The sequence below is a fragment of the Mesorhizobium sp. PL10 genome (assembly GCF_053714315.1).
The window spans coordinates 320,527-346,984 of sequence record NZ_JBSKBR010000003.1; the positions used below are offsets into that span (position 1 = coordinate 320,527).

The 26,458-nt window shown below is 63.7% G+C and carries 21 protein-coding genes and 1 pseudogene; 8 read left to right on the forward strand and 14 right to left on the reverse strand.

Features of this window, described 5'->3' with window-relative positions:
* Window positions 1-99 precede the first annotated feature (99 nt).
* Together ACWGTO_RS07785 and ACWGTO_RS07790 are read right to left on the reverse strand one after the other, a co-directional pair.
* Window positions 100-525, reverse strand: a complete 426-nt coding sequence (locus tag ACWGTO_RS07785; protein WP_454574282.1) for a phasin family protein — start codon at window positions 523-525, stop codon at window positions 100-102.
* 215 nt (window positions 526-740) lie between these two features.
* Window positions 741-2,036, reverse strand: coding sequence for a DUF445 domain-containing protein (locus tag ACWGTO_RS07790; protein WP_454574283.1), 1,296 nt, complete (start codon window positions 2,034-2,036; stop codon window positions 741-743).
* 270 nt (window positions 2,037-2,306) lie between these two features.
* Between ACWGTO_RS07790 and rirA the strand changes: the two genes are divergently transcribed.
* Entirely contained in the window at window positions 2,307-2,768 is a 462-nt protein-coding gene (gene rirA, locus ACWGTO_RS07795) for an iron-responsive transcriptional regulator RirA (RefSeq protein ID WP_112565484.1), read from the forward strand.
* Window positions 2,769-2,773: 5 nt separating this feature from the next.
* Here rirA and ACWGTO_RS07800 read toward each other — a convergent pair whose 3' ends face one another.
* Genes ACWGTO_RS07800 through hemP form a run of 5 tightly spaced genes read right to left on the reverse strand, consistent with a single transcriptional unit; the run spans window position 2,774 to window position 6,884 of the window.
* Window positions 2,774-3,562 (reverse strand): heme ABC transporter ATP-binding protein, encoded by a 789-nt coding sequence (locus ACWGTO_RS07800; RefSeq protein WP_454574284.1) that lies wholly within the window; start codon window positions 3,560-3,562, stop codon window positions 2,774-2,776.
* Between the two features lie 23 nt (window positions 3,563-3,585).
* Entirely contained in the window at window positions 3,586-4,683 is a 1,098-nt protein-coding gene (locus ACWGTO_RS07805) for a FecCD family ABC transporter permease (RefSeq protein ID WP_454574285.1), read from the reverse strand.
* Between the two features lie 4 nt (window positions 4,684-4,687).
* On the reverse strand, window positions 4,688-5,575 hold the full coding sequence (locus tag ACWGTO_RS07810) for a heme/hemin ABC transporter substrate-binding protein (protein WP_454574381.1): 888 nt from the start codon (window positions 5,573-5,575) through the stop codon (window positions 4,688-4,690).
* 11 nt (window positions 5,576-5,586) lie between these two features.
* Window positions 5,587-6,645 (reverse strand): hemin-degrading factor, encoded by a 1,059-nt coding sequence (locus tag ACWGTO_RS07815; RefSeq protein WP_454574286.1) that lies wholly within the window; start codon window positions 6,643-6,645, stop codon window positions 5,587-5,589.
* 32 nt (window positions 6,646-6,677) lie between these two features.
* Window positions 6,678-6,884: a hemin uptake protein HemP gene (hemP, locus tag ACWGTO_RS07820; RefSeq protein WP_454574287.1), complete on the reverse strand. Its 207-nt coding sequence runs from the start codon at window positions 6,882-6,884 to the stop codon at window positions 6,678-6,680.
* A 272-nt stretch (window positions 6,885-7,156) separates the two neighbouring features.
* On the opposite strand from hemP, the gene ACWGTO_RS07825 reads away from it, so the two are divergent.
* The 4 genes and pseudogenes from ACWGTO_RS07825 to ACWGTO_RS07840 all read left to right on the forward strand — a co-directional run bounded on the left by ACWGTO_RS07825 (window position 7,157) and on the right by ACWGTO_RS07840 (window position 11,236).
* Complete coding sequence (locus tag ACWGTO_RS07825) at window positions 7,157-9,289, forward strand: TonB-dependent hemoglobin/transferrin/lactoferrin family receptor (protein ID WP_454574288.1); 2,133 nt, start codon at window positions 7,157-7,159, stop codon at window positions 9,287-9,289.
* Window positions 9,290-9,294: 5 nt separating this feature from the next.
* A pseudogene (locus tag ACWGTO_RS07830) lies at window positions 9,295-9,734 on the forward strand (hypothetical protein).
* A 127-nt stretch (window positions 9,735-9,861) separates the two neighbouring features.
* Window positions 9,862-10,854 (forward strand): TonB family protein, encoded by a 993-nt coding sequence (locus ACWGTO_RS07835; protein WP_454574289.1) that lies wholly within the window; start codon window positions 9,862-9,864, stop codon window positions 10,852-10,854.
* Between the two features lie 67 nt (window positions 10,855-10,921).
* On the forward strand, window positions 10,922-11,236 hold the full coding sequence (locus ACWGTO_RS07840; RefSeq protein ID WP_454574290.1) for an antibiotic biosynthesis monooxygenase family protein: 315 nt from the start codon (window positions 10,922-10,924) through the stop codon (window positions 11,234-11,236).
* A gap of 34 nt (window positions 11,237-11,270) precedes the next feature.
* On the opposite strand, the gene ACWGTO_RS07845 is transcribed toward ACWGTO_RS07840, so the two are convergent.
* Both ACWGTO_RS07845 and putA read right to left on the reverse strand, forming a co-directional pair.
* Window positions 11,271-12,299 (reverse strand): glycosyltransferase, encoded by a 1,029-nt coding sequence (locus ACWGTO_RS07845; RefSeq protein WP_454574291.1) that lies wholly within the window; start codon window positions 12,297-12,299, stop codon window positions 11,271-11,273.
* A 123-nt stretch (window positions 12,300-12,422) separates the two neighbouring features.
* Window positions 12,423-16,031, reverse strand: coding sequence for a bifunctional proline dehydrogenase/L-glutamate gamma-semialdehyde dehydrogenase PutA (gene putA / locus ACWGTO_RS07850; protein WP_454574292.1), 3,609 nt, complete (start codon window positions 16,029-16,031; stop codon window positions 12,423-12,425).
* Between the two features lie 156 nt (window positions 16,032-16,187).
* Between putA and ACWGTO_RS07855 the strand changes: the two genes are divergently transcribed.
* Window positions 16,188-16,649 (forward strand): Lrp/AsnC family transcriptional regulator, encoded by a 462-nt coding sequence (locus ACWGTO_RS07855; protein WP_454574293.1) that lies wholly within the window; start codon window positions 16,188-16,190, stop codon window positions 16,647-16,649.
* 4 nt (window positions 16,650-16,653) lie between these two features.
* Here the strand turns inward: ACWGTO_RS07855 and ACWGTO_RS07860 are convergent, their stop codons facing one another.
* Window positions 16,654-17,853 (reverse strand): cytochrome-c peroxidase, encoded by a 1,200-nt coding sequence (locus ACWGTO_RS07860; protein ID WP_454574294.1) that lies wholly within the window; start codon window positions 17,851-17,853, stop codon window positions 16,654-16,656.
* A gap of 7 nt (window positions 17,854-17,860) precedes the next feature.
* The gene (locus ACWGTO_RS07865; RefSeq protein WP_454574295.1) at window positions 17,861-18,304 is read right to left on the reverse strand and encodes a FixH family protein; all 444 of its coding nucleotides are present in this window, start codon (window positions 18,302-18,304) and stop codon (window positions 17,861-17,863) included.
* A 163-nt stretch (window positions 18,305-18,467) separates the two neighbouring features.
* On the opposite strand from ACWGTO_RS07865, the gene ACWGTO_RS07870 reads away from it, so the two are divergent.
* Window positions 18,468-19,388, forward strand: coding sequence for a sugar kinase (locus tag ACWGTO_RS07870; protein ID WP_454574296.1), 921 nt, complete (start codon window positions 18,468-18,470; stop codon window positions 19,386-19,388).
* 4 nt (window positions 19,389-19,392) lie between these two features.
* Here ACWGTO_RS07870 and ACWGTO_RS07875 read toward each other — a convergent pair whose 3' ends face one another.
* From ACWGTO_RS07875 to ACWGTO_RS07885, 3 genes are all read right to left on the reverse strand, one after another.
* On the reverse strand, window positions 19,393-20,418 hold the full coding sequence (locus ACWGTO_RS07875) for an aldose epimerase family protein (RefSeq protein ID WP_454574382.1): 1,026 nt from the start codon (window positions 20,416-20,418) through the stop codon (window positions 19,393-19,395).
* A 181-nt stretch (window positions 20,419-20,599) separates the two neighbouring features.
* Window positions 20,600-22,057, reverse strand: coding sequence for an NAD-dependent succinate-semialdehyde dehydrogenase (locus ACWGTO_RS07880; protein ID WP_454574297.1), 1,458 nt, complete (start codon window positions 22,055-22,057; stop codon window positions 20,600-20,602).
* Between the two features lie 174 nt (window positions 22,058-22,231).
* Complete coding sequence (locus tag ACWGTO_RS07885) at window positions 22,232-23,182, reverse strand: AEC family transporter (RefSeq protein WP_454574298.1); 951 nt, start codon at window positions 23,180-23,182, stop codon at window positions 22,232-22,234.
* Window positions 23,183-23,292: 110 nt separating this feature from the next.
* Here ACWGTO_RS07885 and ACWGTO_RS07890 point away from each other — a divergent pair, with 110 nt between their 5' ends.
* A complete protein-coding gene (locus tag ACWGTO_RS07890; RefSeq protein ID WP_454574299.1) occupies window positions 23,293-26,307 on the forward strand; it encodes a caspase family protein in 3,015 nt (1,004 codons plus the stop codon).
* Window positions 26,308-26,458: the final 151 nt, after the last annotated feature.

Consider the following 26,458-nt stretch of genomic DNA (forward strand, 5'->3'; position numbering starts at 1 on the left):
CCGCCATTCTCGGCCAAATACCGCCCTTCGTCCATGGTCATGCGCGCAAGCAGCCTGTCAGAGCCGCGGCTGGCTGCCGTCGTCAGGCCGCCCCTGGCATCACTTCTTGTTTTCGTAGCCGGAGCGGATTTCCTCCATCGCTTCCTTGATGCGCTCGCGCAGGATTTCGACCGATTCGGTGCCGGATTTTTTAACCATCTCGGCCACTTCGCTGGCATTCTTCAGGGCGGCTTCGAAGGATTTCTTGGCGAACTCCGCCTGTCTCGACATCAACTCCTGCGGGTTGCCCGGCACCCGGTAGCTTTGCGCCATGTCGCTGACTTCACGCAGCGTGTCCTGCAGCATCTCGCGCTGCCTGGACAAGAGCGAGGTCGCGCCGGCAGCCCCCGCCCGCGCCGATTTTTCCAGCGCCTCGAGGTTCTTGCGGTGATGCGCAAGGACCGCCTCGACATTCGGCACCTTCAGGTCGCGGCCGAAGCGGCTGAACATGTCCAGGAACGAATCGGAATCGGGTTGTTTGGCCATTGCTCGTTTGCTCCCCAGTTTACTGCAAATGCGGAACCCTAGAGCAATTCCAGGAAAAGTGTGAAACGGTTTTCCGTCCGGAATTGCGTCAAAACAAAGAGTTAGAGCAGGTCGCAGTTTTCTGTGAAAACGGTGAACTGCTCTATTCCGGACAATAGCACTCGCGCGCCGCGTGTCCATTCGCCCGCGCAATGCAATTTGGCGGCGAATGCAGGTCAGCCGGCAAGCAGCAGCCGCTCACCCACGTAGAGCGCGACGCCGGCAAGGCCGCCGATGATCATGCCGTTGAAGCGGATATATTGCAGGTCCCTGCCGATGTTCATCTCGATCAGCCTGGTCAGTTGGGCAAGGTCCCAGCGCTTGACCTGGTCGGCGATGAATGTCGACACGCCGCTCTTCTGGCTCTCCACGAACGAGCCAAGCGCCACGACAAAGCCCTGGTTCATGTCGGCCCTGATCTGCGGATCGCCGGCAAGATGGCGGCCGACCTCGACGAACATGTTGGCGAGATGTTCGCGAACGATCGAATTCTCTGCCTTGGCGTCCTGTTCTATGAACAGGCTGAGGCTCTGCCACATATCACCGGCCAGCGCCTTGACCTCTGGCCGCGCCAGGAAATCGCGCTTCAGTTTCTCGGCCCGCTTGGCGTATTGCTTCGAGGTCCTGAGCCGCTCGATGAAACTATGCGCGAAACGGTCGAATTCGGCCCGCATCGGGTGATCGGGATCGGCCCTCACCTCGTCGAGCAGCGAACCGGCGGAAGCGACGATCTTCTTCAGGAGATAGGCGTCGGCTCTGAACAGGTTGAAGAGCGACGGCAACTCCTCGCGGATTTTCTCGCGCATCGTCCCCAGAGCCTGTTCGTCGTTCAGGAACCGGCCGACCACCCGGGTGAACTCATCGAACAGCTTCTGGTGGCGGCGGTCGTCGGTCAGCGCCGACAGCAGTTCGGCGGCCAGCGGCGCCAGCGGCACCTTGTCAATCTGCTCCAGCATGCGGCTGGTGACGAAGCCGCGCAGGCCGGATTGCTCGATCGCCGCAAGCGTCTGCGGCACCAACCGCACGACGAAGAGCGACAGGCCGCGGGCGCGCTCGGTATCGGCCAGCCAGTCGGAGACGAGCGCCGCAAAATCGACCTCGGCAAGCTTTTCGCGCACAGGCTCCGGCGCCAGGAAATTGACCTCGATGAAGCGGCCGAGATTGTCGGCGATGCGGTTCTGGTTCTCCGGGATGATGGCGGTGTGCGGGATCGGCAGGCCGAGCGGCCGCTTGAACAGCGCCACCACCGCGTACCAGTCGGCCAGGCCACCAATGGTCGCCGCCTCGGCGAAGGCCGCCACGAAGCCAAGCCACGGATAGGTGCCCTCGAACGATTTGGCGACGGCAAAGACCACGACGCAAAGCGCCAGCGCTGCCGTGGCAAGGAACTTTGTCCACCGCAGCGCGGAAAGCTTGGCGCCCGCTTCGGTATCGAAACCGCCGGACGCCAGGGACGGGGCCGATTGAGACATGATGGGCCACTCCTCGTCGATCTCAGGGGTATTTAGGGACTGTTTCGGCCCGGGACATGACCGGACGGCCGATTTCGCCTCGAGACGCACACAAAGTTGACAAGAATATTCACCTATCATGCAATCCCAGTCTGGAATTGTTCCAAGGTATAGGCCATATTCCGAAGAGGCCAGTGTGGGCGAATCCGAAACTCCGGGTGAGAAAGCCGCACCAGCGCAATCTAAAATCTGGTGCAGTGCCAATGCGCCAGCACTTGGGTGAGGAATGAAATGCGGTTAACGCGCCAGACCAACTATGCCATGCGCATCCTGATGTATTGCGCGGCAAACACCGAACGGCTGAGCCGCATCCCGGAGATCGCGGCCGCTTATTCGGTGTCGGAGCTTTTCCTGTTCAAGATCCTGCAGCCGCTGGTCGAGCATGGTCTGGTCGAGACGGTGCGCGGCCGCAATGGCGGTGTCAGGCTTGGCCGTCCCGCCGAACAGATCAACCTGTTCGACGTGGTGCGGGTGACCGAGGAGAGCTTCGCCATGGCCGAGTGCTTCGAGAACGACGCGGCCGAATGTCCGCTGGTCGACAGCTGTGCCCTCAACTCGGCGCTGCGTGAGGCGCTCAACGCCTTCTTTGCCGTACTCTCCCGTTACACGATTGCCGATATGGTGGCGGCGCGGCCAAACGTGCGCCATCTGCTCGGCATCGACATGCTGGTGCAGCGGGCTCCGGCCGCCTGAGCTTTCTAAGCCGCCGACTGCGGCAGCACGAACGGCACGTTTCCAGTCGGCAACACACCGACCTTCAGCCGGCAATCGAACACTTTTTCGATCAGATCGTCGCTCAACACCTCTTGCGGCGAACCGTCGGCGGCGAGCCTTCCGCGATGCATGACGAAGATCCGGTCCGCATACATGGCCGTCAGATTGAGGTCGTGCAGGATGGCGATCACGCCGCCGCCGCGCCGGGCGAAGTCGCGCGCGATGTTCATGATGATCAGCTGGTGCTTGATGTCGAGGCTGGAAACCGGCTCGTCGAGGAACAGATAGCGCGGCTTGCCGTCGAGCACCGGCGCCCAGACCTGGCACAGCACGCGCGCCAGCTGCACGCGCTGCTGCTCACCACCCGAAAGCTCCTGGTAGAAACGGCCGGCAAAACCGTCGAGGTCGACGCGCGCCAGCGCCCGCTCCGGCAGCCTGTCGTCTTCACCCGGCAGCACGCCGGAACGGCCGCCGACAAGCCCGAGCCTGACCACTTCATGCACGGTGAAGGGAAAGGACAGCGTCGTCGCCTGCGGCAGCACCGCGCGTGCAGTGGCCGCCTCCACCGGCTTCATATCAGCGAGGTTGCGGCCGTTAACGGCAATCGTTCCCGTAAACGTTAGATCGCCCGACAGTGCCTTAAGGAAGGTCGTCTTGCCCGAACCATTGGGTCCGACAATGGCGGCGATCTCACCCTGCCGCGCGACAAAATCTACATTGGTGACAATGCGTTTGCCGCCGATCGCCACCGAGACATCGCGTGCTTCGATCATGCCTGCCTCACAGGTTTCAAATCTCACAGGTCGATCACGCCGCGCTTGCGCAGCAGGATCCAGAGGAAGAACGGCGCGCCGGCGATCGCGGTGACGATGCCAATCGGCAGTTCGGCCGGCGCCACGACGACGCGAGCGACCGCATCGGCGACGAGCAGCATCGAGGCGCCAAGCAGCGCGGATGCCGGCAGCAGGTAGCGATTGTCCGGACCGATCAGCAGGCGAAGCAGGTGCGGCACGACGATGCCGACGAAGCCGATGCCGCCACTGACCGCGACCGAAGCGCCGACTGCCGCCGAGACGCCGACGATCGCGGTGTATTTCAGCCGCTGCACCGGGATGCCGAGATGGCCGGCCGTCGCCTCACCCAGCGCCAATGCGTTGAGGCCGCGGGCGAGAAACGGCATCGTCGCCAGCGCCAGCACGATGATCGGGCCGACGGAAGCGATCTTCGGCCAGGTCGCGCCGCCAAGCGAACCCAGTTGCCAGAAGGTCAGGTCGCGCAATTGCCGGTCATCGGCCATGAAGATCAGGATGCCGGTCAGCGCCATGGCAAGGGCGGCGAGCGCAATGCCGGCAAGCAGCATGGTGGCGACCGAGGTCCGCCCCTGCCGCGTGGCGACGCGGTAGAGCACCAGCGTCACCGCAAGGCCGCCGCAAAAGGCGGCGAGCGGCAAGGCCATGCTGCCCAGCGCCAAAGTCAGCGGCGCCAGCCAGGTCGTACCGAGCACGATGACGGCGACCGCGCCGAGGCTCGATCCGGCGGAAACGCCGATCAAACCGGGGTCGGCGAGCGGATTGCGAAACAGGCTCTGCATCACCGCGCCCGACACGGCGAGTGCCGCCCCGATCAGCACGCCGAGCAGCACGCGCGGCATGCGGATGTCGTAGACGATCAGCCTGTCGCGAGCGCCGAGCGCGGCGTCGGCCGGCACAGTGGCGGTCAGCCAGTCACGGATGACGCCGACGGCCGACGCATCGGAGGCGCCCGATATCAGCGACAGGAACATGGAAAGGGCAAGCACCAGGCACAAAAGCACGATGACAAGGCGCGCCCGCCCTGAACGATCGCCCTCGGCCGCCACCTTGCTCGCCGCACCGGCGATCGACTGATCCACCATCAGCTCAGTCCGTGACCTGACTGCCGTAGAGCGAGACGGAGAGGTCATGGATGGCAGCGGCCGTGCGCGGCCCGAAGCCGAGCAAATAGCTGCCATCCATCAGGACTAGTTTGCGGCCTTCGCCGGCCGGCGTCGAAATGATCGACGGGATGGCGAACAGCTCAGCCTCCGCAATCGGCGGTCCGGCATTTTTCATCGCCAGGATCACGTCGGGCCTGGCGGTGACGATGGCCTCGTCGGACATCGGCTTGTAGCCGGAAAAGCCTTCGACCGCGTTGACCGCGCCGGCGAGCTTGATGATGCCGTCGCCAGCGGTGTCGCTGCCGGCGGCGAGGATCTTGCCGCCCTGGATCGACAGCACGAACAGGACGCGCTTGCGCTCCTTGATCGACGCCGTCTGCTTTTCGGCCGCCTTCAGCTTGGCGTCGGTCTCGGCCGCCAGCTTCTCGGCCTTTGCGTCGACGCCGAGCGCCTTGCCGACGATGCGGATCTTTTCCAGGATGCCGTCATGGCTGTAGTGCTCGGGCACGTCGATGAACGGCACGCTCGACTTTTTCAGCACATCGACCGCTTCCCTCGGGCCGCTGCCATGCAGCGCCAGAATGCCCGACGGATTGACCGACAAAACGCCTTCCGGCGACAGCTGGCGCATATAGCCGACATCGGGCAATGCGACCGCCGCCGCCGGGTAGCGGCTGGTTGAATCGCGGGCGACCAGATGGCCCTCTTCGCCAAGCGCGTAGACGATCTCGGTGATCGAGCCGCCGATTGCCGCGATCCGCGACGTGTCGGCGAAGACGGCGAGGTTCTCGGTTGCCCGCCCCGGCGCCGCAAGCAACAGCGACAGGCCCATGGCCGCGGCAAGCGTCGGGCGCGTCAACAGTGAAATCATCATCGTGGTCCTCAGGCGGCGGTCGGGCTTGGAATGCGCGGCAGGTTTTCAGCCAGGAACCGCCAGTCGTCGCGTTCGCCCTCGCCTTCATGGCGCTTGCCGAAGAACTGGATGATCATCTTGCCGTCAGCGCCATAGGCTTCGAGCGAGGTGACATGACCGTCCTTGGTCGGCTTGCGCACGGCCCAGACTTCCTGGATGTGATCCGTCCGCAAATGCAGATGGAAAGTCTCGTCCATGACGTTGATCCACGGCCCCATCCGCTTGATCGTCTTGACCGGGCCGGAATGGATCTGGATGCAACCGCGGTTTCCGACGAAGCACATGATCGGCATGCTGTCGGCTGCGGCATGATGGAACATGGCGCTGACGGCGTCATTGTCGAGCAGCCAGGCATAGTCCTGGCCGACCATGCGCACGGCCTGGCGACGGCTGAGCTTCAGCGCCTTCAGCATGCCGAAGAACTGATGCACGTCGGTCAGCCGGCTCCAGCGGTCGCGCAGATCGTCGATGTTTGCGGCAACCCCGGGTGTCTCGGCGTCGTCTTCGGCCAGGCCCACGACAGCAACCGTCGGCTCCTGGTTCGATGATTCGAGCGCCGCCATCAGCTTCTGGTAGGCATAGAGATTGGACGCAGGCCGCAGATGCACCTTGTGCACCGCATCGCCCGCCGCGTCGAAGAATTGCAGGCTGCGGCGGATATCGCCACCATCGCGCTTCTCCACCGCAAAGCCATGCGCCCAGACTTTCGGAAAGATGCGCAGGTCGATGTGTTCGCCCAGCACCATGGCATTGTGCGCACCGGGCACAACCTTGTCGTAGACGCCGATCTTCTCGTGCACCGCGCTTTCGTTGCGGGTCAGCGCCATCACTTCGCCGACGGCGTCGAGGCCGGTCAGCAGATCGTTGACCCGCGGCTCGACGCGCACGACGCCCTCGCCGCAATGCGCGGCAACCAGTTCGGCCTCGGAAATACCGAGCTCGGCGGCAAGGTCGCGCTCGCGCGCTTTCGGGTTGTCTGCCCGCGCCCGCCGGATTTCATGCGGGGCGGGTTTTACGCGCTGGTCCATGTCCTGCTTACCTGTCTGCCTTGTCTGGTTCGTTACTTGTTGAGGATGAGCTTGCCCTGACGGGTGATCTTCAGCCGATAGAGCGCGCCATGGTGCTCGATGCCGATCTCGTGCTCGCCCTGGAACAGCGCGTTGGACGACAAGGTCCGCACCGCCAGCGGCACCCGATCGAAGCGGGTCGGCGTCTCCTCTGAACGGCGGACGCGGTAGCGGAAATCGTTGGGATTGTGGGTGTTCATCTCGGTCTATCCCTTCCTGTGCCGGGCGTCTGGCTAGGCGTTGCAAAAATGCCGATTCATTTCTTGACTCGAATAATCATGTTTACTAGTCAGTGCATTACCGGACTAAATGAGTCAACATTTAAGACGCCGGACGGAATGAAAAATGCCAGCGAGCGACCGCGCCAGCCAGCATCGAACCTGGATTTTGGAGTTGGGGCATGGGGTTGGCAAATTGTGGACGACTGGGTCTGGCGGGCGCCGATCCGGTGCATCGGCCTATGGCAAAGGCAATGGCGGCCTTGCTTGCGGGGGCAGCGGCGATCGCGCTGCTGACACCGCCGGCCAGCGCGCAACAAGCCGCTCAGCCGGCAGCTGATCAGACCAAGAAAACCGAGGAAACCCAGCCCGCCCCTGCCGGCGTGACGCTGCTCGACAAGATCCTCGTCATCAGCCGGACAGGCGAGACGGCGATCGAATCGCTGGCCTCGGCCAGCCATGTCGACCAGGAACAGCTGGACCGGCGCATGGCGACGACGCCCAACGAAATGCTGCTCGGTGTGCCGGGCGTCGCCGTGCAGGCCGATGCGCGACGCGTCAGCTCCAGCATCAACATTCGCGGCCTGCAGGATTTCGGCCGCGTCGCGGTGATCGTCGACGGCGCAAGGCAGAATTTCCAGCGCTCCGATCACGGCACGCAATCGACCTTCTATGTCGACCCCGAGCTCATCAAATCCGTCGACGTGATCCGCGGACCGACCGCCAACACCTATGGCTCAGGCGCCATCGGCGGCGTCGTCTTCTTCGACACCAAGGACGCGCAAGACTTCCTCAGGCCGGGAGAAACCTGGGGCGCATCGGTGACTGGACGGTACGAAAGCAATGGCAAGGGCTGGACCTCCAGCGCGACCGGCGCCTACAAATTCAACGACAATTGGGATGTGCTCGGCAACATCGTCTACCGCGACTACGACGACTACAAGAACGGCAGCGGCAACACAGTCGCCGGCACCGGCTTCGACGTGCTGAGCGGCCTGCTCAAGACCACCATCCGCCCCAGCGAAAACAGCGAATTGAAGCTAGGCTGGGTCGGATCGAGCGATGGCTGGACGGAAACCAGCGGCGGTGTGCCGGCAAACGACGTCGACCTCAAGTCAAACACCTTTACCGCCCGCTACAACATCACCGACGACGCCAAGAGCTGGCTCGATCTCCAAATCAATGCCTCCTACAACAAGACCAATCTCGACCTGACGACGCTTGTGCCGCAAAACCGGTTCGATCCGGTCACCGGTCTTCCCGTCGTGCTGCCGGCCGGCTCGACATCGACCTTCGACATCGGCACGTCAGGTATCGATATTTGGAACACGTCGCGCTTCGAAACCGCCGGCATCGCGCACGAGTTGACCTATGGCGGCGACTGGGTCGGCGACGACGTCGAGACCGGCGGCACATCGGGCGGCGACAGTTTCTACACGCCGTCGGGCAAGCGCAACGTGTCAGGCGCGTACATCCAGGACAAGCTGAGCTGGGCCTGGCTCGAAGTCATCACCGGCCTGCGCTACGACAATTACAGCCTTAAGGATGACACCAACGAAACGTCAGGCGACCGGCTGTCGCCGCGCATCACCGTCGGCGTCTCGCCCTTCGAAAGCGCCAGCCTTGCCGGCCTGCAGTTCTATGGCACCTACGCGGAAGGCTATCGCTCGCCGTCGCTGACCGAAACGCTGATCAGCGGCAACCATCCGGCCGGCGTCACCTTCCCGTTCCTGCCCAACCCGAACCTGCGGCCCGAAACCGGCAAGACCACCGAATTCGGCGTCAACTACAAGCTGAACGACATCATCGAGGCCGGGGACGCGTTTCGGCTCAAGGCCGCCTACTTCCACAACGATGTCGACGACTACATCGAGGGCGTGACGCTGTCGCCGTTCGACCCAACCAGCGGCTGCCCGTTCGGCCCCGGCATCCCGATCTGCTTCCAGTACCAAAACTTCGCCCAGGCCAAGATCAACGGCGTCGAACTGGAAAGCGTCTATGACGCCGCCTGGGGCTATGCCGGGCTTTCGGCCTCGATCATCAACGGCCACACCATCTCTTACGAAGGCGAGCGGGCCGACCTTGCCGCCATCCCGTCCTCGCAGGTCACCGGGCAGCTCGGCTTCCGCTTCCTTCAGGACAAGCTGACCGTTGGCGGCGAGGTGCAATACAACGGCAAGCCCAAGGGCAACCCCGTGGCCAAGGACTATACGCTGGTCAACGCCTTCGCCAGTTACCAGGCGACCGACAATTTGAAGGTCGATTTCCGCGCCGACAATCTGTTCGATGTCAAATACACCAACCCGCTGAACGGCGGCACCACCGCCGTCATCTACGAGCCCGGCATCACGCTGAAGCTGGCGGCAACCATGCGCTTTGGAGGCTGACGTCAATGATAAGCTTGACGATATCGCTTCGTCTCCTGACCTCGACGCTGGCGATGTCGCTCGGTTCGGCGCCGGCGTGGGCTCAGTCCGCGCCGGCGCCGCAACTCAGCCTCGAGCTCAATGCCGCGCAGCCATCCGACAAGGGCTGCCGGCTGACCTTCGTCGTTAACAATGCGCTTGGCGCCGATCTGTCCGAGGCGGCCTTCGAGATCGCGCTGTTCAACGATGCCGCGTCGTCGATCGGCTGAGCGTGCTCGACTTCAAGGACCTGCCGGCCGGCAAGACCAAGGTGACCCGTTTCGACCTCGCCGGCACCGACTGCACCAAGCTCAGCCGCGTGCTGATCAACAGGGCCACCGAATGCGCCGGCGCCGGCGTTGAGCCGGGCGCCTGCATGCGCGGGCTGAAGACTGCGACCAAGACCGGCATCGCATTCGGCGTCTGAGGTGGGACTGCATCCCGCCTTCAAGCACGATAGCGCGGAGTGGCCCATCTCCGGTCCATCGCCGTGGCCCGCAACCGATCTTGATTTGACAATCCCACCCCGCTCGCGGCAGGTCTCGCCGCAAACCATGCAGGACATCAGCCCCCTCCCCGACGCCGGCAACGAACTGGCGATTGCGCCGGCCGAGCCGCTTGCGCAGTTGCAGCCGTCGGCCGCGGACCGCAAGTGGACGGTGGCGATCATTGCGTCCGGCCTGCTCCACGCTGCTGTTGCAGCGGCGTTTTTGATCGCGCCTGCGGGAACATTCGATTCCAGCAGCGCGATACAGTCCGAGGGCACTGATCAATCGGGCGCTGATGTCGTCGGCAGCGATTTGGACGGCCAGGCGCCCGGCGCGGTGGATGTCACCCTGGTGTCGGACCCGCGACCGCCCGAACCCAAGGCCGTTCCACCCGCGCCGCCGGCCGAGGCACCACAACCGGTAGAGCAGCCCGAGGCTCCTAAGTCGCCACCGGAAGCCGTCAAACAAGCAATCGACACTCCCGACATGTTGACCGCCGCCACCCCTCGCCAGGACGACCAGAGTGTCACCAAAAGCAGCGAGCCGCCGACAGCGCCCGCGGCTCAGACGCAAAGCACCGAGGCGTCGCCTGCAGACGCACCTCCCGCAGAAACCCCTGTTGCCCAGCCACCAGTCCCGACTGCAAGGCCAAGCGCATCAGCTGGAGTCGGAGGAACAAGCAACACCAACGATTCGCGCGGCGCGGCGGACGGCGAGGAGCGCGACGCATCGGTGGTTGCCAGCAAGGGCAAGAAGCAGGCTGCGGCCGGCAATGCGATGGAATCCCGCTACAGCGGTGAAATTCAAAAGAAACTTGCCAAGGCCAACCGCCGCGTTTCCAAAGCGGTGCAGGCAAAGGCTCAAAACAATGCCAGGGTCGTTTTCGTCGTCATGGCCGATGGCAGCGTCGGCGACGTACAGCTTGCCGAAAGTTCAGGGTCTGCCGAGCTTGACGAATTCGCTTTGAAGCTGGTGCGTCAGCAAGCTCCATTCCCGCCCATTCCAACGGAAACCGGCAGGTCGAGTTGGGTGTTCAGGGCGCGGATCGGTCCATTTTAAGAAAACCTCCACCGCCGCAGCCGTAGCGGCTCATCAAACACAACTCATCGGTATCGAAAGGAAGCCAATGTACATCGCCATGAACCGCTTCAAGGTCCAGAACGGCTCGGAGGCCGCCTTCGAGGATGTCTGGAAGAACCGTGATTCCAGCCTTTCGGAGATGAAGGGTTTCAGGGAGTTCCACTTGCTGCGCGGCCCGGTCAACGAGACCGAGGGTTACACACTGTTTGCCTCGCACACGGTGTGGGCAAGTCACGAGGATTTCGTCGCCTGGACCAGATCCGAGAATTTTCGCGCCGCCCACCGCAACACCGGCACCTCGAAGGTGCACTATCTCGGCCATCCGCATTTCGAAGGCTTTTCGGTCGTCGAGGGCGCCTGACGCCACTCGAGCGTGAGAACCTCAGGCGCTCTTGTCATTTATCGCGTCGAGCCGGGCCACCCAGCCGCCGCAACCATCCGGCAATGTGCAGGCGCAGCCGTTGCAAAGGCTGTCCGCGGGTCAGATAACGCACAAGGCGCGGATCGCGGGCGATCTCCCTGAATTGGCGCACATGCTGCTTCAGGAATGCGGGTATGAAATTGCGCCCGTTGACATCGCTGAGCCAGGCTGAATTCGCCAGCACATAGTCGACGACATCCGCAGCCAGGACGCTCCTGTAGGTTCTGAAGCCAGGCGTTTGCAGCACAGGACCACCGGCAAAGGCAGTGCTGGTGGATAGGTTGGACCCGTGCAGGCGATAGAGACCGAGACATTCGGACAAGATGAGGCTGCCACCGGCCATATGCGCACATGTTGCCGTCAGGTAGTCGGTCCCCACTTTGGCCTTGAAAGGGAACGACAATACCGGCTCCAGCGCACCACGCCGGTACAGGATGGCCGAGCATGGCGACCACAGCCAGCCGGACACGGTCGGAGCAAAATAGGTCACCGGATGCTGCGATGCATAGGCGATCCCTGGCGCCATGCTGGAAAGCTGGCCGCTAGGGCCAATGGCGACGCCATTGCGTTCCGGCCCGGAACGCGGTTTGCGCAACACAAGGAAAGTACCGGCGAGCAAAGTGTCGTTGCCATCGACCAGAAAAACGTCGGAGCTGGACAGCGCGGCCGAATGCGTCGTGTTGAGATGGGTCGACAGATGCGCGAGGAGAAAGTCCGGCAGCCAGACGTCATCGGCATCGAGAAATGCGATGAAAGGCGCATCGGTCGCGGCAAAGCCATCGCGGAAGCCTGCGATCTGCCCGCCATTGTGCTGGCGCACCAGTTGGCGAAGGCGCGGATCGTCGATGGTCTGGAGAAGCTGGCGGACATGCTCGGCCGAGCCGTCGGTCGAGGCATCGTCGACGATGACGCATTCCCAATTCCGGTAGGTCTGCGTCAACACCGAACGGATCGCCTGTTCGACATAGGGCCGGTAATTGTAGCAGGTGATGACCACGGCCACGCACGGCAGCTCAAACGGTGGGCGCTTCTCTTCCATCTGTTCGGCTTGGCCCACTCGAGTTGCTGTCTATATCAGCGCATATCCTTGCAACCAGACGCAGGCAAGCGAGCCGCGAAAAGTCCCCTACGCCGCGGCCAGCAGGCTGGCGTTGCCGCCGGCAGCGGTGGTGTCAACGCAGACGGCGCGTTCATGCGCATAGGCCGCCGGATTGAGCACTTCGCTGACCAGCGGCACGATCGGACCGCTCCGGTTGGCGATCACCTTGCGCACGATGCGGGCTGCCTCGGGCTTGCCCGAGAAGGCGACGACATCGACGCGCAGCGAACGTGCCTCGACCGGATCGGCCCGGCCATCGATAGCAGCCAGCGGCAGCCCCTTGCCGGTCAGCGCCGACAGTGCTGCCGGCGCGCCTGGCGCGACCGCCAGCACCGCGTTTCCTGCGGCCAGCGCCTGGATCGCCTGGGCAAGCAGCGTGTCGGCATCAGGTCCGAGGCACAGCACCCGGCCGCGCGGCGACAGCGACAGCGTGTTGGCCTCGCCGGTCGGTCCGGGCAGATCGACCTGGCCGAAATCGATGCCGGCGGCAGCGCCTATCGCTGCCGCACCCTTGCCGCGCAGATGTTTTCTCAAAATGGCGATGCGGTCCGGCCGCGTCGACCAGCCGCCAAGCGTCGGATCGGGCAGATTGTCGGCGAGTTCGGTCGCCGTCACCTTGCGGCCCTCGGCAATCTCGGTGCCGGCCTCCGGCCCCTTGCGGAACCGCCGGAGATAGTGCGGCCCGCCGGCCTTCGGGCCGGTGCCCGAAAGCCCCTCGCCGCCGAATGGCTGTGAACCGACGACGGCGCCGATCTGGTTGCGGTTGACATAGATGTTGCCGGCATGAATGCCGTCGACGAAATGCTGGACGCGGCCCTCGATGCGGGTGTGCAGACCGAAGGTCAGGCCGTAGCCCTTGCGGTTGATGGCGGCGATGACGGCATCGATCCCGTCGGCGTCGAAGCTGGCGACGTGCAGCACCGGGCCGAACACTTCGCGCTCCATCTCCTCGATGCCTTTGACGCGGAACACATGCGGCGCAACGAAGCGGCCATCTTTCGGCGCTTCGAGCTTGGCGATCAGCCGCCCCTGCAGGCCCATCGTGGTGCAATAGTCGCGGATCGAAGCCTGGGCCTCGTCGTCGATGACCGGTCCGACATCGGTCGATATCTGCCAGGGATCGCCGATGGTGAGCGCCTCCATGGCGCCCTTCAGCATCTCCAGCATCTTCTTCTCGACATCCTTCTGCATATAGAGCACGCGCAGCGCCGAGCAGCGCTGGCCGGCACTCTGGAAGGCCGAGGCGAGAATATCGCGCACCGCCTGTTCGGGCAGCGCGGTGGAATCGACGATCATGGCATTGAGACCGCCGGTCTCTGCAATCAGCATGGCGTCGGGCGCGGCTGTCTCGGCCAGCTGCTTCTCGATCAGCTTGGCGACCTCGGTCGAGCCGGTGAAGCAGACGCCGGCGATGCGCGGATCCGCAGTCAGCGGTCCGCCGACCGACGGGCCATCGCCGGGCAGAAGCTGGATGACATCCTCCGGCACGCCGGCTTCGCGCAAGAGTTCGACGGCGCGGAAGGCGATCAGTGGCGTCTGTTCGGCTGGCTTGGCGATAACCGAATTGCCGGTAACCAGCGCTGCCGCGATCTGGCCGGTGAAGATGGCGAGCGGGAAATTCCACGGCGAGATGCAGACGATCGCCCCGCGTGCTTGCGTGCCCGCTTCGTTGTCCGCCGCCTCGGCAGCGTAATAGCGCAGAAAGTCGACGGCTTCGCGCACTTCGGCGATGCCGTCGGCCAGCGACTTGCCGGCTTCCCTGGTGGCGAGCGCGAAGAACTCGACGGCGTTGGCCTCATAGAGGTCGGCGGCGCGGTTGAGGATGGCGGCGCGCTCGGCGACGGGGCGCTTTGCCCAGGCCGGCTGCGCTTCCACCGCAAAGCGCACAGCCGTCGCGACCTGCTTGGCTGCCGCTTCGCTGACGGTGCCGACGACTTCGGCAGGCTTCGCCGGATTGACCACCGGGCGCTGCTTGCCGTAGCCGGCCGCACGCGTGATCGGCTTGGCATGCCAGCGCTCAGGCCCGGCAAAGGCCGCCTTGGCCTTGTCGATCGCCGCCAGCGTCACCGGATCGGTGATGTCGAACCCCTTCGAGTTGCGCCGCCCGGCGCCGAAGATCGTCGCAGGGCGAGCGATTGCCGGATTGGCGGCAGGCCCCTGACTCTGCACGGTCTCGAGCGGATCACGCGCTATATCCTCCGGCTCGACATCCTCGTCGGTCAGCTGGTGGACGAAGGAGGAGTTGGCGCCATTCTCCAGCAGGCGGCGGACCAGATAGGCCAAAAGATCGGAATGCGCGCCGACCGGCGCATAGATGCGGCAGCGCGTGCCTTCGGCCTGGCGCACCGTCTCATGCAGCGCCTCGCCCATGCCGTGCAGACGCTGGAACTCGAAGGCGTCGCGGTTGTCAGCCATCGACAGGATGGCGGCAACGGTGTGAGCGTTATGGGTCGCGAATTGCGGATAGATGCGGTCGGTCATGCCAAGCAGTTTTTTGGCGCAGGCGATGTAGGAAACATCGGTGTTGGCCTTGCGGGTGAAGACGGGGTAGCCTGAAAGCCCGAGCGTCTGCGCCCGCTTGATCTCGGTGTCCCAATAGGCGCCCTTGACCAGCCGTACCATGATGTTGCGGTTGTACTTTTTCGCCAGTGCATAGAGCCAGTCGATGGTGAAGGCAGCGCGTGGCCCGTACGCTTGCACCACCACACCAAACCCGTTCCAGCCGGCGAGCTCCGGCTCGGACAACACCTTCTCGATGACATCCAGCGACAGGTCGAGCCGGTCGGCCTCCTCGGCGTCGATGTTGAGGCCCATGCGCGAATGCCGCGCTGCCAGCGCCAGCGACAGCAGCCGCTCGGCCATTACCGGCAGCATCTTTTCCTTCTGCGCCTCTTCGTAGCGCGGATGCAGCGCCGACAGCTTGACCGAGATGCCGTGGTTCTGCCTGATATCGGGACCGTTCGAGCCTGAATCGAGCGAGGAAATCGCGTCGGCATAGGCCTTGAGGTAGCGCAGCGCATCGGCCTCGGTGCGGGCTGCCTCGCCCAGCATGTCGAAGGAATAGAGATAACCTTTCTGGATCATCGCCTTGCCGCGCTTGACGGCTTCCGCAATGGTGCGGCCGAGCACGAACTGCTCGCCCATTTCGCGCATGGCGGCGGCCACCGCCTTGCGGATGACCGGTTCGCCCAGCCGGCGCACCATCGAGCGCAGCGTGCCTTCAATGCCGCCCTCGCCCTCGTCGAGCACGCGGCCGGTCAGCATCAGCGCCCAGGTCGAGGCATTGACGAAGATCGAGCTCGAACCACCTGAATGGGCCGACCAGTCATGCGGCGCAATCTTGTCGGCGATGAGATCGTCCATGGTCTCGGTGTCGGGCACGCGCAGCAGCGCCTCGGCCAGACACATCAGCGCCACGCCTTCCTTGGTGGAGAGACCGTAGGCCGAGAGAAACACCTCCATCAGCCTGGGATCGGACGAACCGCGCACCGCCCGCACAAGATCGGCGGCGCGGGCCGAGATCGCTTTGCGGTCATCGGCGGAAAATTCTGTTGCCGCAGCTAGACGCTTCACAGCCGCGTCTTCGTCGGGCAGGTAGTTGGCGCGGATCTGCTGGCGGATGGTATCGAGCGGCATGGCGGTCCCTGCGGAGCGAGCATCTGGGAGCGGGCCGGCGTTCGCCGGACCGAATGGTGCAAGCTAGCACAGAGCCGTATTTTCGGCCGGTCCAAAGAAATCGACATGACAGGCTGGCCGATCTATCATTGTGATCGAATTGTCATCAAATGGACTATGATATCCGTGACTGAAGACCAATTGGACCGCATCGACAAAAACATCCTGTCGTCTCTGGCGCGCGACGGACGGTTGTCCATGTCGGAACTGGCCGGCAAGGTCGGGCTATCGAAAACGCCGGTGCAGGCGCGGGTGAAGCGCCTGGAGAAGGACGGCTATATCAGGGGCTACCAGGCGATCATCGACCGCGAGCGCATGGGCGAGGGCCATGTCGCCTTCGTCCAGGTCAAGCTGTCGGATACACGCTCCGCCGCGCTCGACGCTTTCAACCGCGCGGTGCAGGCGGTGCCAGAGATCGAGCAGTGCCACATGATGGCGTCGAGCTTCGACTATCTCCTGAAGGTCCGCACCACCGACATCGCCGCCTACCGCCGCGTTCTCGGCGAGCGCATCTCGGCCCTGCCCCACGTCGCCCAGACCTCGACCTTCGTGGCGATGGAAACGGTCAAGGACCGCTGACTCCTCAGTCCGACAACGTCTTCAAAAACGCCACCAGCGCCGCGCGTTCCCGATCCGACAGTTGCAGCGGGTGAACTTCGGAGGTGCCCTCGACGCTCGCCTCCGCCTTGGCATAATGCGCCACCACCTCCTCCAGCGAGGAGAACTGGCCGGCATGCATATAGGGTGGCCGCGTCGCGGCTCCCCTGAGCGACGGCGTCTTGTAGGCGCGCATCAGTTCGGGCGCGGCCTTGACCATGAAGCGCAGCTCGCCGCAGGCGCCTGCGTCACCATCACGGAAGGCGCCGAAGCAGTTGAACGGATCGGCCGCGACTTGAGCCACTGCATCAAAACGGCCGCGATCCAGCGGCAGGTCCTTGACGGGCGGCACGCCGGTGTTGTGGAAACTGTTGTCGGTAAAGCGCGGGCCATTATGGCACGTAACGCAATTGGCCTTGCCGATGAACAGTTTCAGCCCAAGGATTTCCTCCGGCGAAAAGGCATCATCGGCTTTCGGCTTGGCGCCGGACGCGAGGTCGATGGCAAAGCGGTCGAAGCGCGTCTCTCCCGGCTCGATGGACCGTTCGAAGGCCGCGATCGCCTTGCCGATGTTGGAAAAGACGCGATTGACGTCGTCCATCTGGGCGGCGCTCATAGCCTTCCATGAAGCTTGCTCGGCTTCACTGCCAAGCGGGCTGGCGTTGGCCGGCACGGCGGAAAGATCAGGCAGTGGCCCGAAGATGCGCTCGTAGCGGGCGCCGAAACGGTTCTGGATGTAATGCGCGAAGGCGGCGCGGTTTCCCGCCTGTTCGAGCGGGTTTTCCAGCGGCGTCAGCGCCTGCGCCCACAGGCTGTCGCGCCTTCCGTCCCAGAAGAACCACGGATTGCGCGCCACGCCGGCCAGCGGCATCGAACGCCGGTTGGTGCGGCCGACACCGACGGCCTGCGGAAGGTCGTCCTGGAACTGGCGGTCGATCTTGTGGCAGGTCGAGCAGGATACGCTGCCGTCGTGGCTCATGCCCTGGTCGAAGAATAGAGTGGAGCCCAGCGCCGCGGCAGCCGGCACGTCGGCAAAGCTGTTGGTGGTGTCGGGCTTCAGCGCCGGCAAGGTATTCAGTGCCAGCGAGGCGATGGTTTTCTTCTCGGCATCGGAAAACTCCGGCTTGCCACACCCGGCAAGCATCGCCATCACCATCAGAACGGCAAAGCGCACAACCTGCCTCATCGACCGCTCACAGCACCACGTTGAAAAGCACCGTGTCGGAGCCGGCGCCGGACGAGATGGCGAAACGAAATTGCCACCAGCCGCTCATGGTGAATTTCAGCCCCTCGATGCGGTAACGACCCTCGCCCAGATAGTCGGTTACCTGCGGGCTGGTCGGCAGGCCGTGACTGTGTTGCGGCATGCCACCCGAGATGGCAATCGCGGCCCGCTCCACCGAAGCCCCTGTCTTTGTCTTCAACGTCAGCAACCAGGATTCCAGTTCGCCCTGCCGCACCACGCCCCGTTCCGGCACGAAGCTTGCCACATACAGCCCATTGTCGGTCTTCTTCGTGCGCGAAATATCCGGACCCGGCGCCGACTGCGGCGCGGTCAGATAGACGATTGCCAGTATGGCGGCCAGCAGAGCGGCCAGACCAAGGCCCGCAAGAAGATAACGCCATATCGATGCCAAACCGGTTCCTCTTCCAAACATAACGTCTCGGGGAGCAATTCGCGTCCCGCCGCTTCTGTGGGAAAACGCTTCTGGCGCAAAATTCCGCCGCCGCCAAGCATGGCGCTGCCGGTCGCAAAAAGCTACAGCACCGGGTCTCTGGGTTTGTGCATGAGGGAGAGCCATGGCAGCAGACGGCGTCGCTTCGATAGGTGAGTGCATGCTCGAACTGTCCGGCCAGGCCGGGCCGAACTGGCGCATGGGCTTTGCCGGCGACACGTTCAACACATTGTGGGCACTGCATGCGCTGAGCGGCGAGCGGCCCGCTACTTACGTCTCTGCCTTCGGCGACGATCCCTTCTCGCAGGGCCAGATCTCGTTCTTCGCCGAAAACGGCATCGGCATCGGCGCCAGCTTGGTCATCCCAGGCGCGCGGCCCGGCCTTTACGCCATCACCTTGACCGGCGCCGAACGCGCTTTCACCTATTGGCGCAGCGACGCGGCTGCCAGGCGGCTTGCCTCGGACCCGGCCGCCCTGGCAAAAAGCCTTGAAAACCAGGCGCTTGTGTATTTCTCCGGAATCACTTTGGCAATTCTGGACGCCACCGGGCGCAAGACGTTGCTGGCAGAAGTAGCCAAGGCGCGCGCTGCCGGTTCACTCGTCGCCTTCGACCCCAACTACCGGCCGCGCCTGTGGCAGAGCCGCGAGGAGGCGCAAGCCGCGATTCTCGACGCACTTGCCGTCACCGACATCGCGCTGCCGACCTTCCCCGACGAGCAGATGCTATTCCGCGATGCGGCACCCCAGGTGACCGCCGAGCGGATGGGAAAACTGGTCGGCGAAGTCGTCGTCAAGAATGGCGAGGAGCCGGCACTGATCGCCACCGGGGGAACCCTGCAGCCGGTTCCGGCCCAGCATGTCGCCACCCCCGTCGACACCACCGGCGCCGGCGATTCCTTCAATGGCGGCTATCTCGCCGCCCGGCTTGCCGGCCATGCGCCGGCGGACGCCGTGCAGCGGGCGCATCGCGTTGCCGCCGCCGTCGTGCAGGTGCGCGGCGCGTTGGCGCCGTTCGAGGTTCTTAGAACCGCTTTCGAGGGCTAAGACCTCAAGGCAAGCGGAACCGGTATTCCGTCACCTGATGATAGATCTGGCCGGGCCACAGCGTGGCCTGCGGGAAATAGGGCCGGTTCGGCGCATCGGGCCAGGCCTGTGCTTCGAGGCAAAAGCCGGAAAACGCCTTGTAGCGCCGCCCGTCCAGACCGCCCGACGTCGGCGTGACATACTGGCCGGTGTATAGCTGCAGGCCGGGCTCGGTGGTCCAGACTTCCATCTCGACGCCTGAATTTGCGCCTTGCGCCCATGCCACCTGGTGAAGCGGGCCACGGCTGGACGCAAGGCAGAAATTGACGTCGTAAGGGAGCTGCTCGCCTTCCGTTTCCATGCGCAGCGGCCGCGCCTGGCGGAAGTCGAAGGGGGTGCCGTCGACAGGCTTGACCACGCCGGTCGGGATCATCTCGGCATCGACCGGCGTATAGGCGCCGGCATTCAGCATCAGCCGGTGATCGAGAATGTCAGTGGTACCGCCATCGTCGAGATTGAAATAGGAATGCTGCGCCAGATTGCACAGCGTCGGCTCCTCGCAGGTGGCGGTCAGTTCCATCGAGAGCGTGCCGGGGATCTTCAGCCGGTAGGTGCAGGTGACATCGAGCGCGCCGGGGAAGCCCATCGTGCCGTCGGGATCGTGCAAGGTCAGCGTGACAAAATCCCTGCCGTGCAGCGAAACCGTCCATGGCCGGTGGAAATAGCCCTGCGAACCGCCGTGCAGCGTGTGCTTGCCCAGGAAATTGGGTTCCGTCTGGTAGCGCTGGCCGGCGATGGTGAAGCGGCCGTCGTGGATGCGGTTGGCATAGCGGCCGACGATCGCGCCGAAGAAGGCCCGGTCGGTCTCATAAGGCTCGAAGCGGTCATAACCCAGCACCAGCGGCGCGTCATGGCCGGCAAGCCGCAGATCCTGGATGATCGCGCCGAGCCCGATGATGTTGGCGCTGATGCCGCCGCCACGGATGGTAAAACGGCGCACCGGTTCGCCCGCCTGCGTCGTACCGAAGACCTCGCCGTCCTTCATCGCTATACCCAAATGCTGTTTCGTCGATCTACGGACTTAGAGCAATTCCAGGAAAAGTGTGAAACGGTTTCCGTCAGGAATTGCGTCAAACAAAGAAATAGAGCGGTCTTCCGTGAAACGGTGAACCGCTCTGGGCCGGCTGAATGTCGTCGGGCAGGGGCAGGCATGCGGCCTGCCCGTCAATGGTTTAGATGCCGAGGCCGCCGATGCAGACATATTTGGTGTCGAGATAGTCCTCGATCCCCTGATGTCCGCCTTCCTTGCCGAGGCCCGATTCCTTGACGCCGCCGAACGGCGCTTCCGGCGTGGTGATCAGGCCTTCATTGACGCCGACCATGCCGTATTTCAGACCTTCCATGACCCGGAAGGCGCGGCCGAGATCCCCGGTGTAGAAATAGGCGGCAAGGCCGAACTCGGTATCATTGGCGAGCGCGACAGCCTCTTCCTCGGTCTCGAACTTGAACACCGGGGCGATCGGGCCAAAAATCTCTTCCTTCATGAAGCGCATCTCAGGCTTCGCATTGGCGATGACCGTCGGCTGGAAGAATGAGCCGCCAAGCGCATGGCGCTTGCCGCCAGCAACGACCTTGCCGCCCTTGGACGTGGCGTCGGCGATGAATTCCTCGACCTTCTCGACCGCCTTCACGTCGATCAGCGGCCCCTGCTGCACGCCCTCTTCCAGGCCCGAGCCAACCTTCAGGGCATTGCTGGCCGCGACCAGCTTCTCGACAAACTTGTCGTAGATGCCGGCCTGAACGAGGAAGCGGTTGGTGCACACGCAGGTCTGGCCGGAATTACGGTACTTCGCAGTGATCGCACCGGCGACGGCGCGGTCGAGGTCGGCGTCGTCAAAGACCAGGAACGGCGCGTTGCCGCCGAGTTCCATCGACACTTTCTTGACGGTCACCGACGATTTCTGGATCAGAATCTTGCCGACCTCGGTCGAACCGGTGAAGGTGATCTTCGATATCAACGGGTTGGCGCAGATCTCGTCGCCGATTTCGGCGGCCGAACCGGTCAGGATGTTGACGACGCCCTTGGGGAAGCCGACCTCCTCGGCAAGGGCGCCCCAGGCGAGACCCGAGTAAGGCGTCTGCGAGGCCGGCTTGACCACGGCGGTGCAGCCGGCGGCAAGTGCGGGGCCGAGCTTGCGGGCGAGCATCGACGACGGGAAATTCCACGGCGTGATGGCGGCGATGACGCCGACCGGCTCCTTGGTCACCAGGATGCGGCGATCGCCCCACGGCGACGGCACGACGTCGCCATAGGTACGGCGACCTTCCTCGGCAAACCACAGGATGTAGGCTGCGGCCGAACCGATCTCGCCCTTGGATTCAAACAGCGACTTGCCCTGCTCGATGGTGAGTAGTTCGGCCAGCACGTCCTGATTGTCCATCATCGCGTCATGCAGCTTGCGCAAGAGCTTCGAGCGCTCGAGCGCAGTGGTCTTGCGCCAGGTCTTGAAGGCCTCAGCGGCGGCTTCGATCGCGCGGCGGGTTTCCGCCTTGCCCGACTTCGGCACGGTGCCGATCTTGAGGCCGGTGGCCGGGTTGTTGACGTCGACCGTCTGGCCGCTGTCGGCCTGAACCCATTCGCCATTGATGAGATTGGCCTGGCGCATGAAATGGCTGGTTTTCTGAAGCATGGTCTAGCCTCCGTTCGGCGCACTGACGGGCCGGTTTCTGGATCTCTTCGATGAGCGTGCACAAGGCGGCGGTGCCGGCACGCTGGAGCCATTGCTCTTTACCTAGGGCAAGCCCCGCAAGCAATTGCAAGATGGCATATAGGGGTTGGGCCAGCACAAGACGAGAGCCGAGCCCTAACCAAAGACATGAACCACAACCGTCAGCCAGAAGGTCGTCGTAAAAGCGGCACAAGCCGTGGCGATGGTCATCTGGTTCGACGCCAGCGCCTGGCCGGTGTTGAACTGCACGGCGATCAGATAGGAATTGACCCCGGATGGCATCGCCGCCACCATCACAGCCACCTTGGCCGTCAAGGGCGGCAGGCCGAGCAGCCAGACGAAGACCAGCACCAGCGCCGGCATCAGGAACAGTTTCAGGGCCGAAAGCACGAGCGCCGGCCTGACATTGCCCGAAATGCCGAAGCGGCGCAGGCTGAGCCCCATGGCGAACAGCGCCACCGGCGCCGCCGTAGCGGCCAGCGCATCGACCAGACGCATGGCGACATCAGGCAGCGGCGCACCGGTGATGCGCCAGGCAAGCCCCGCCAGAATGCCGATGACCAACGGATTCATGAACAACCGCCTGAGGAAGCGGCGGACAACGCGCAAGGGATGTACTGGTTCGCCGCTGCCGCGCCCGAATATCTCGAACAGGACGATCGAGGCCATCAGCATGATCGGCAGATGCACCGAGACCAGCAGAGACAGCACCTCGAAGCCATCCGCTCCGAATATGCCCAAGATGAAAGGCGCGCCGAGCAACACCACATTGGAAAACGCCGACGACACGCCGCCGACCACACCAGCACGGGCGTCGCGGCCGAAGACACGGGTGGTGACCAGGTGGCCGGTGGCCCAGGTGATGGCGACCGCCGCGAAATAGGCAAACCACAGCGGCCATGGCGCCACGCCGTGGAAGTCGGACCGCACCATCGTCTGGAACAGAAGCAGCGGCATCGCCACGTTGACGGCGAATTCGGCGATGCCCTCGCCGCTCGCCGGCTTGAGATAGCCGGTCAACCCGGCGACATAGCCGAGCGCGACAAGACTGAAGACGAAGAGGACGGTTTCGGTGAGCGGCGACATTTCCCGAGGGATAAGCGAGCCATGGTCGCGGCGCAATCGCGCCCGAATTTGATCATCGTCGGCTGGCAGGCTTATAGAGGGTTTGGATCATTGGGCGGACGACACGACAAATGGCCTTTGACGGCACCTTGAAAGGCAATCTTGTCCCGAGGCTGGCGGCTTTCGTCACCGTGCTGCTTTGCCTTGCCGTATCTGTGGCTCAGGCAACTGAGACCAGAAGCCTCAAGGGCGTGGCGCTGATCATCGGTCAGTCGAACTACGACCATATCGCAGCCCTTGCCAATCCGGCCAACGACGCCCGCGACATGGCCAAGATGCTGACTGACCTCGGCTTCGACGCCCGCAACGTCACCGACCGTGATGCCGCCAAGCTGAAGCGCGACCTCGACCGCTTCGTCGAGGATGCCGAAGGCGCCGACGTCGCCTTCATCTATTATTCCGGCCACGGCATCGAAGCCGGCGGCGAGAACTATCTGGTGCCGGTCGATGCCGATGTCTCCTCGCTGAAGAATGCCGGTGAGGCGCTGGTGCCGATTTCCACCGTCATGGACGAGCTGAAGAAGACCGTGCCGGTGACCATCGTGCTGCTCGATGCCTGCCGCACCAATCCGTTTCCGGCCGACGCAGTCGTGCGCCGGGCGCCGACGGCGTCCGCCGAGCCCATCGGCGCCGGCGGACTGGAACCGGTGCGTGGAGCGAAGGCGCTCAACAATGTAACGGCGGAGGATGCCAGCCTGGGCACGGTTGTCGGCTTTGCCGCCGAACCGGGCCGCCCGGCGCTCGATGGCGCGGCCGGCGAAAACAGTCCCTATGCTGCAGCCTTGCTGCGCCATCTCACCGCGATGAAGGGCACCGAATTCGGCTCGGTCATGCGCATGGTGACCGAAGAGGTCTATCTCGACACCAAGGCGAAGCAACGCCCCTGGGTCAGCGAGAGCCTGCGCCGTCTGCTCTATTTCGGCGTCGCGCCGCCGGAGCCGACGGGCGATGACGGCTTGATCACTGGCGAAAGGCGGCAATTGCTGCTGACCATTTCCGACCTCCCCGACCCAAAGCGGGCGCAAGTGGAGCTGGCCTCGCTCAAGGACGGTGTGCCGCTCGACGCGCTCTACGGCGTGCTGAAGGCGCTCGGCACGGAGAAAATCCCCGAGGATCCGAACGACCTGCAAAAGGTGCTCGACGGTCAGGCCGAGCGCCTGAAGAAGATGATGGCCGAACGCGCAGCGCTGCGCACCGACGACCCCGAGATCAGTCGGCTGGTCGCGTCCGCCGACAAGGCCATTGGCCAAGGCGCCATGGTGACGGCGCGCAAATTCCTCGATGACGCTGTCGGCCGGGTCGAGGAAAACAGCGGTGCGGTCGACGAGGCCGAGGATCTGGTCAAGCAAAAGCGCATCGCCGATGCCGCCATCTATGCCAAACGCGCCGACGCCGCCGCACTGGTCTTCGACTACAAATCCGCCGCCGACGACTATGCCAAGGCGTTCTCGCTGGTCGAGAAGTGGGACGAAAAACTGCGCTGGAACTACAAGAACCAGGAGGCCGAGGCGCTGAACGCCTATGGCTACGCCAGCGGCGATCTCGACGCCTTGCAGCAGGCGATAGAAGCCTACCGCGTCATCTTGAACTTCATTCCCAATGGCGAACAAAACCGCGACTGGGCCATCACCCGCAACAATATGGCAGTGGTGCTCCAGAACATCGGCGAGCGCGAGGTCGAGACCGCGCATCTCGAAGAGGCCGCGCAGATCTTTCGCGACTCGCTTGCCGTCTTCGAGCGCGAAAAGGACGACCCGAACTGGGCCGCCGCGCAGAACAATCTGGGCAATGTCCTCCTAAAGATCGGCGAGCGCGAGAGCGACCCGGCCCGCCTCAATCAGGCCGTGGCGGCCATGCGCGCCACCTTGGAAAAGCGCCCGCGCGAAAAACTGCCGCTCGACTGGGCCTCGTCGCAGAACAATCTCGGCCTCGCGCTCTACGCCCTGTCCGAGCGCGAACCGAGCGGCGAACGCCTGGCCGAAGCCGAAGCCGCCTATCGGCTGGCGCTACAGGAATACACGCGCGCAAAAACACCCGTTGAATGGGCGATGGTCCAGAACAATCTCGGCAACACGCTGGTGACTTCAGGCATCCAATTCAGCGACAAGGCCAAGATCAACGAGGCAGCCGATGCTTTCCGCGCCGCGCTCGAGGTGCGGACCCGTGAGACGTTCCCGGTGTCCTGGGCGACAAGCCGCCTCAATCTCGGAAATGCGCTGAGCGGTGTCGCCCGCTTCGACATGGGCACGGCTACGCTTGAAGAAGCTGCGGCTGCCTATGACGACGCGCTGACGGTGTTCACCCGCCAGCGCTTTCCGATGGACTGGGCCTCGGCACAGAACAATCTCGGCTCGATCTACCAGACGCTCGGCCAGCGCACGCGCGACGCGGCCAAGCTGGAACAGTCGGCGGCAGCCTTCCAGGCGGCACGGCAGGTCTATGTCAGGCGGAAGTTCCCGCAGGACTGGGCGATGAGCTACTACAATCTCGGCAACACGCTGCAACTGCTGGGCGGCGTGACCGACAAGCCCGAGCACTACAGTGATGCGGTCGACGCCTACGGCAATGCGTTGCGCGAATACAAGCGCGAGACGAACCCGCGGCAATGGGCACTGGCCCAAGCCGGCCTGGGCTCGACGCTGCACTGGTTGAGCATGAGCAATGGCGATGCCAAGATCTTGCAGGATTCGATCACCGCGCGGAGGGCAGCGCTTGAAATACTCACCATCGAGGCCGCACCGGTCGACTGGGCCAATGCTCAAAATGGCATCGGTATGAGCCTGCTCAATCTCGGCAATCTCCAGCGGACCGACAAATATCTCAACGACGCCGAAGCGGCGTTCACGGCGACACTGAAGGTGTTTACGCGCGAAAGCCAGCCGCTGCAGTGGGCCTTCGAACAGAACAATCTCGGCGACGTCCACTGGAACCGCGCCAGCTACGGCGCAGGCAAGTCGGAATATCTCAAGGCGATCGAATTCTTCGAGAACGCCAAGCAGGGCTTTACTGAAGCCGGCTACACGATCCCCATCCCGCTCACCGACCAGAAGATCGAGCTGGCGAAGAAGCAGATGGCGAAAAAGTGAAGTTGCGGGCGCCAATGCATGTCGCCCAAAAGTGACCCCGGTTTTGGGACAACGACATGCATAAAAACAAAATCCAAAGCGCGTCGCGTGAATCCGTTTCGGGCGCGACGCGCTTTGGTCCGCCTTTCACTTGTCTTTGTGCCGGCTTTCC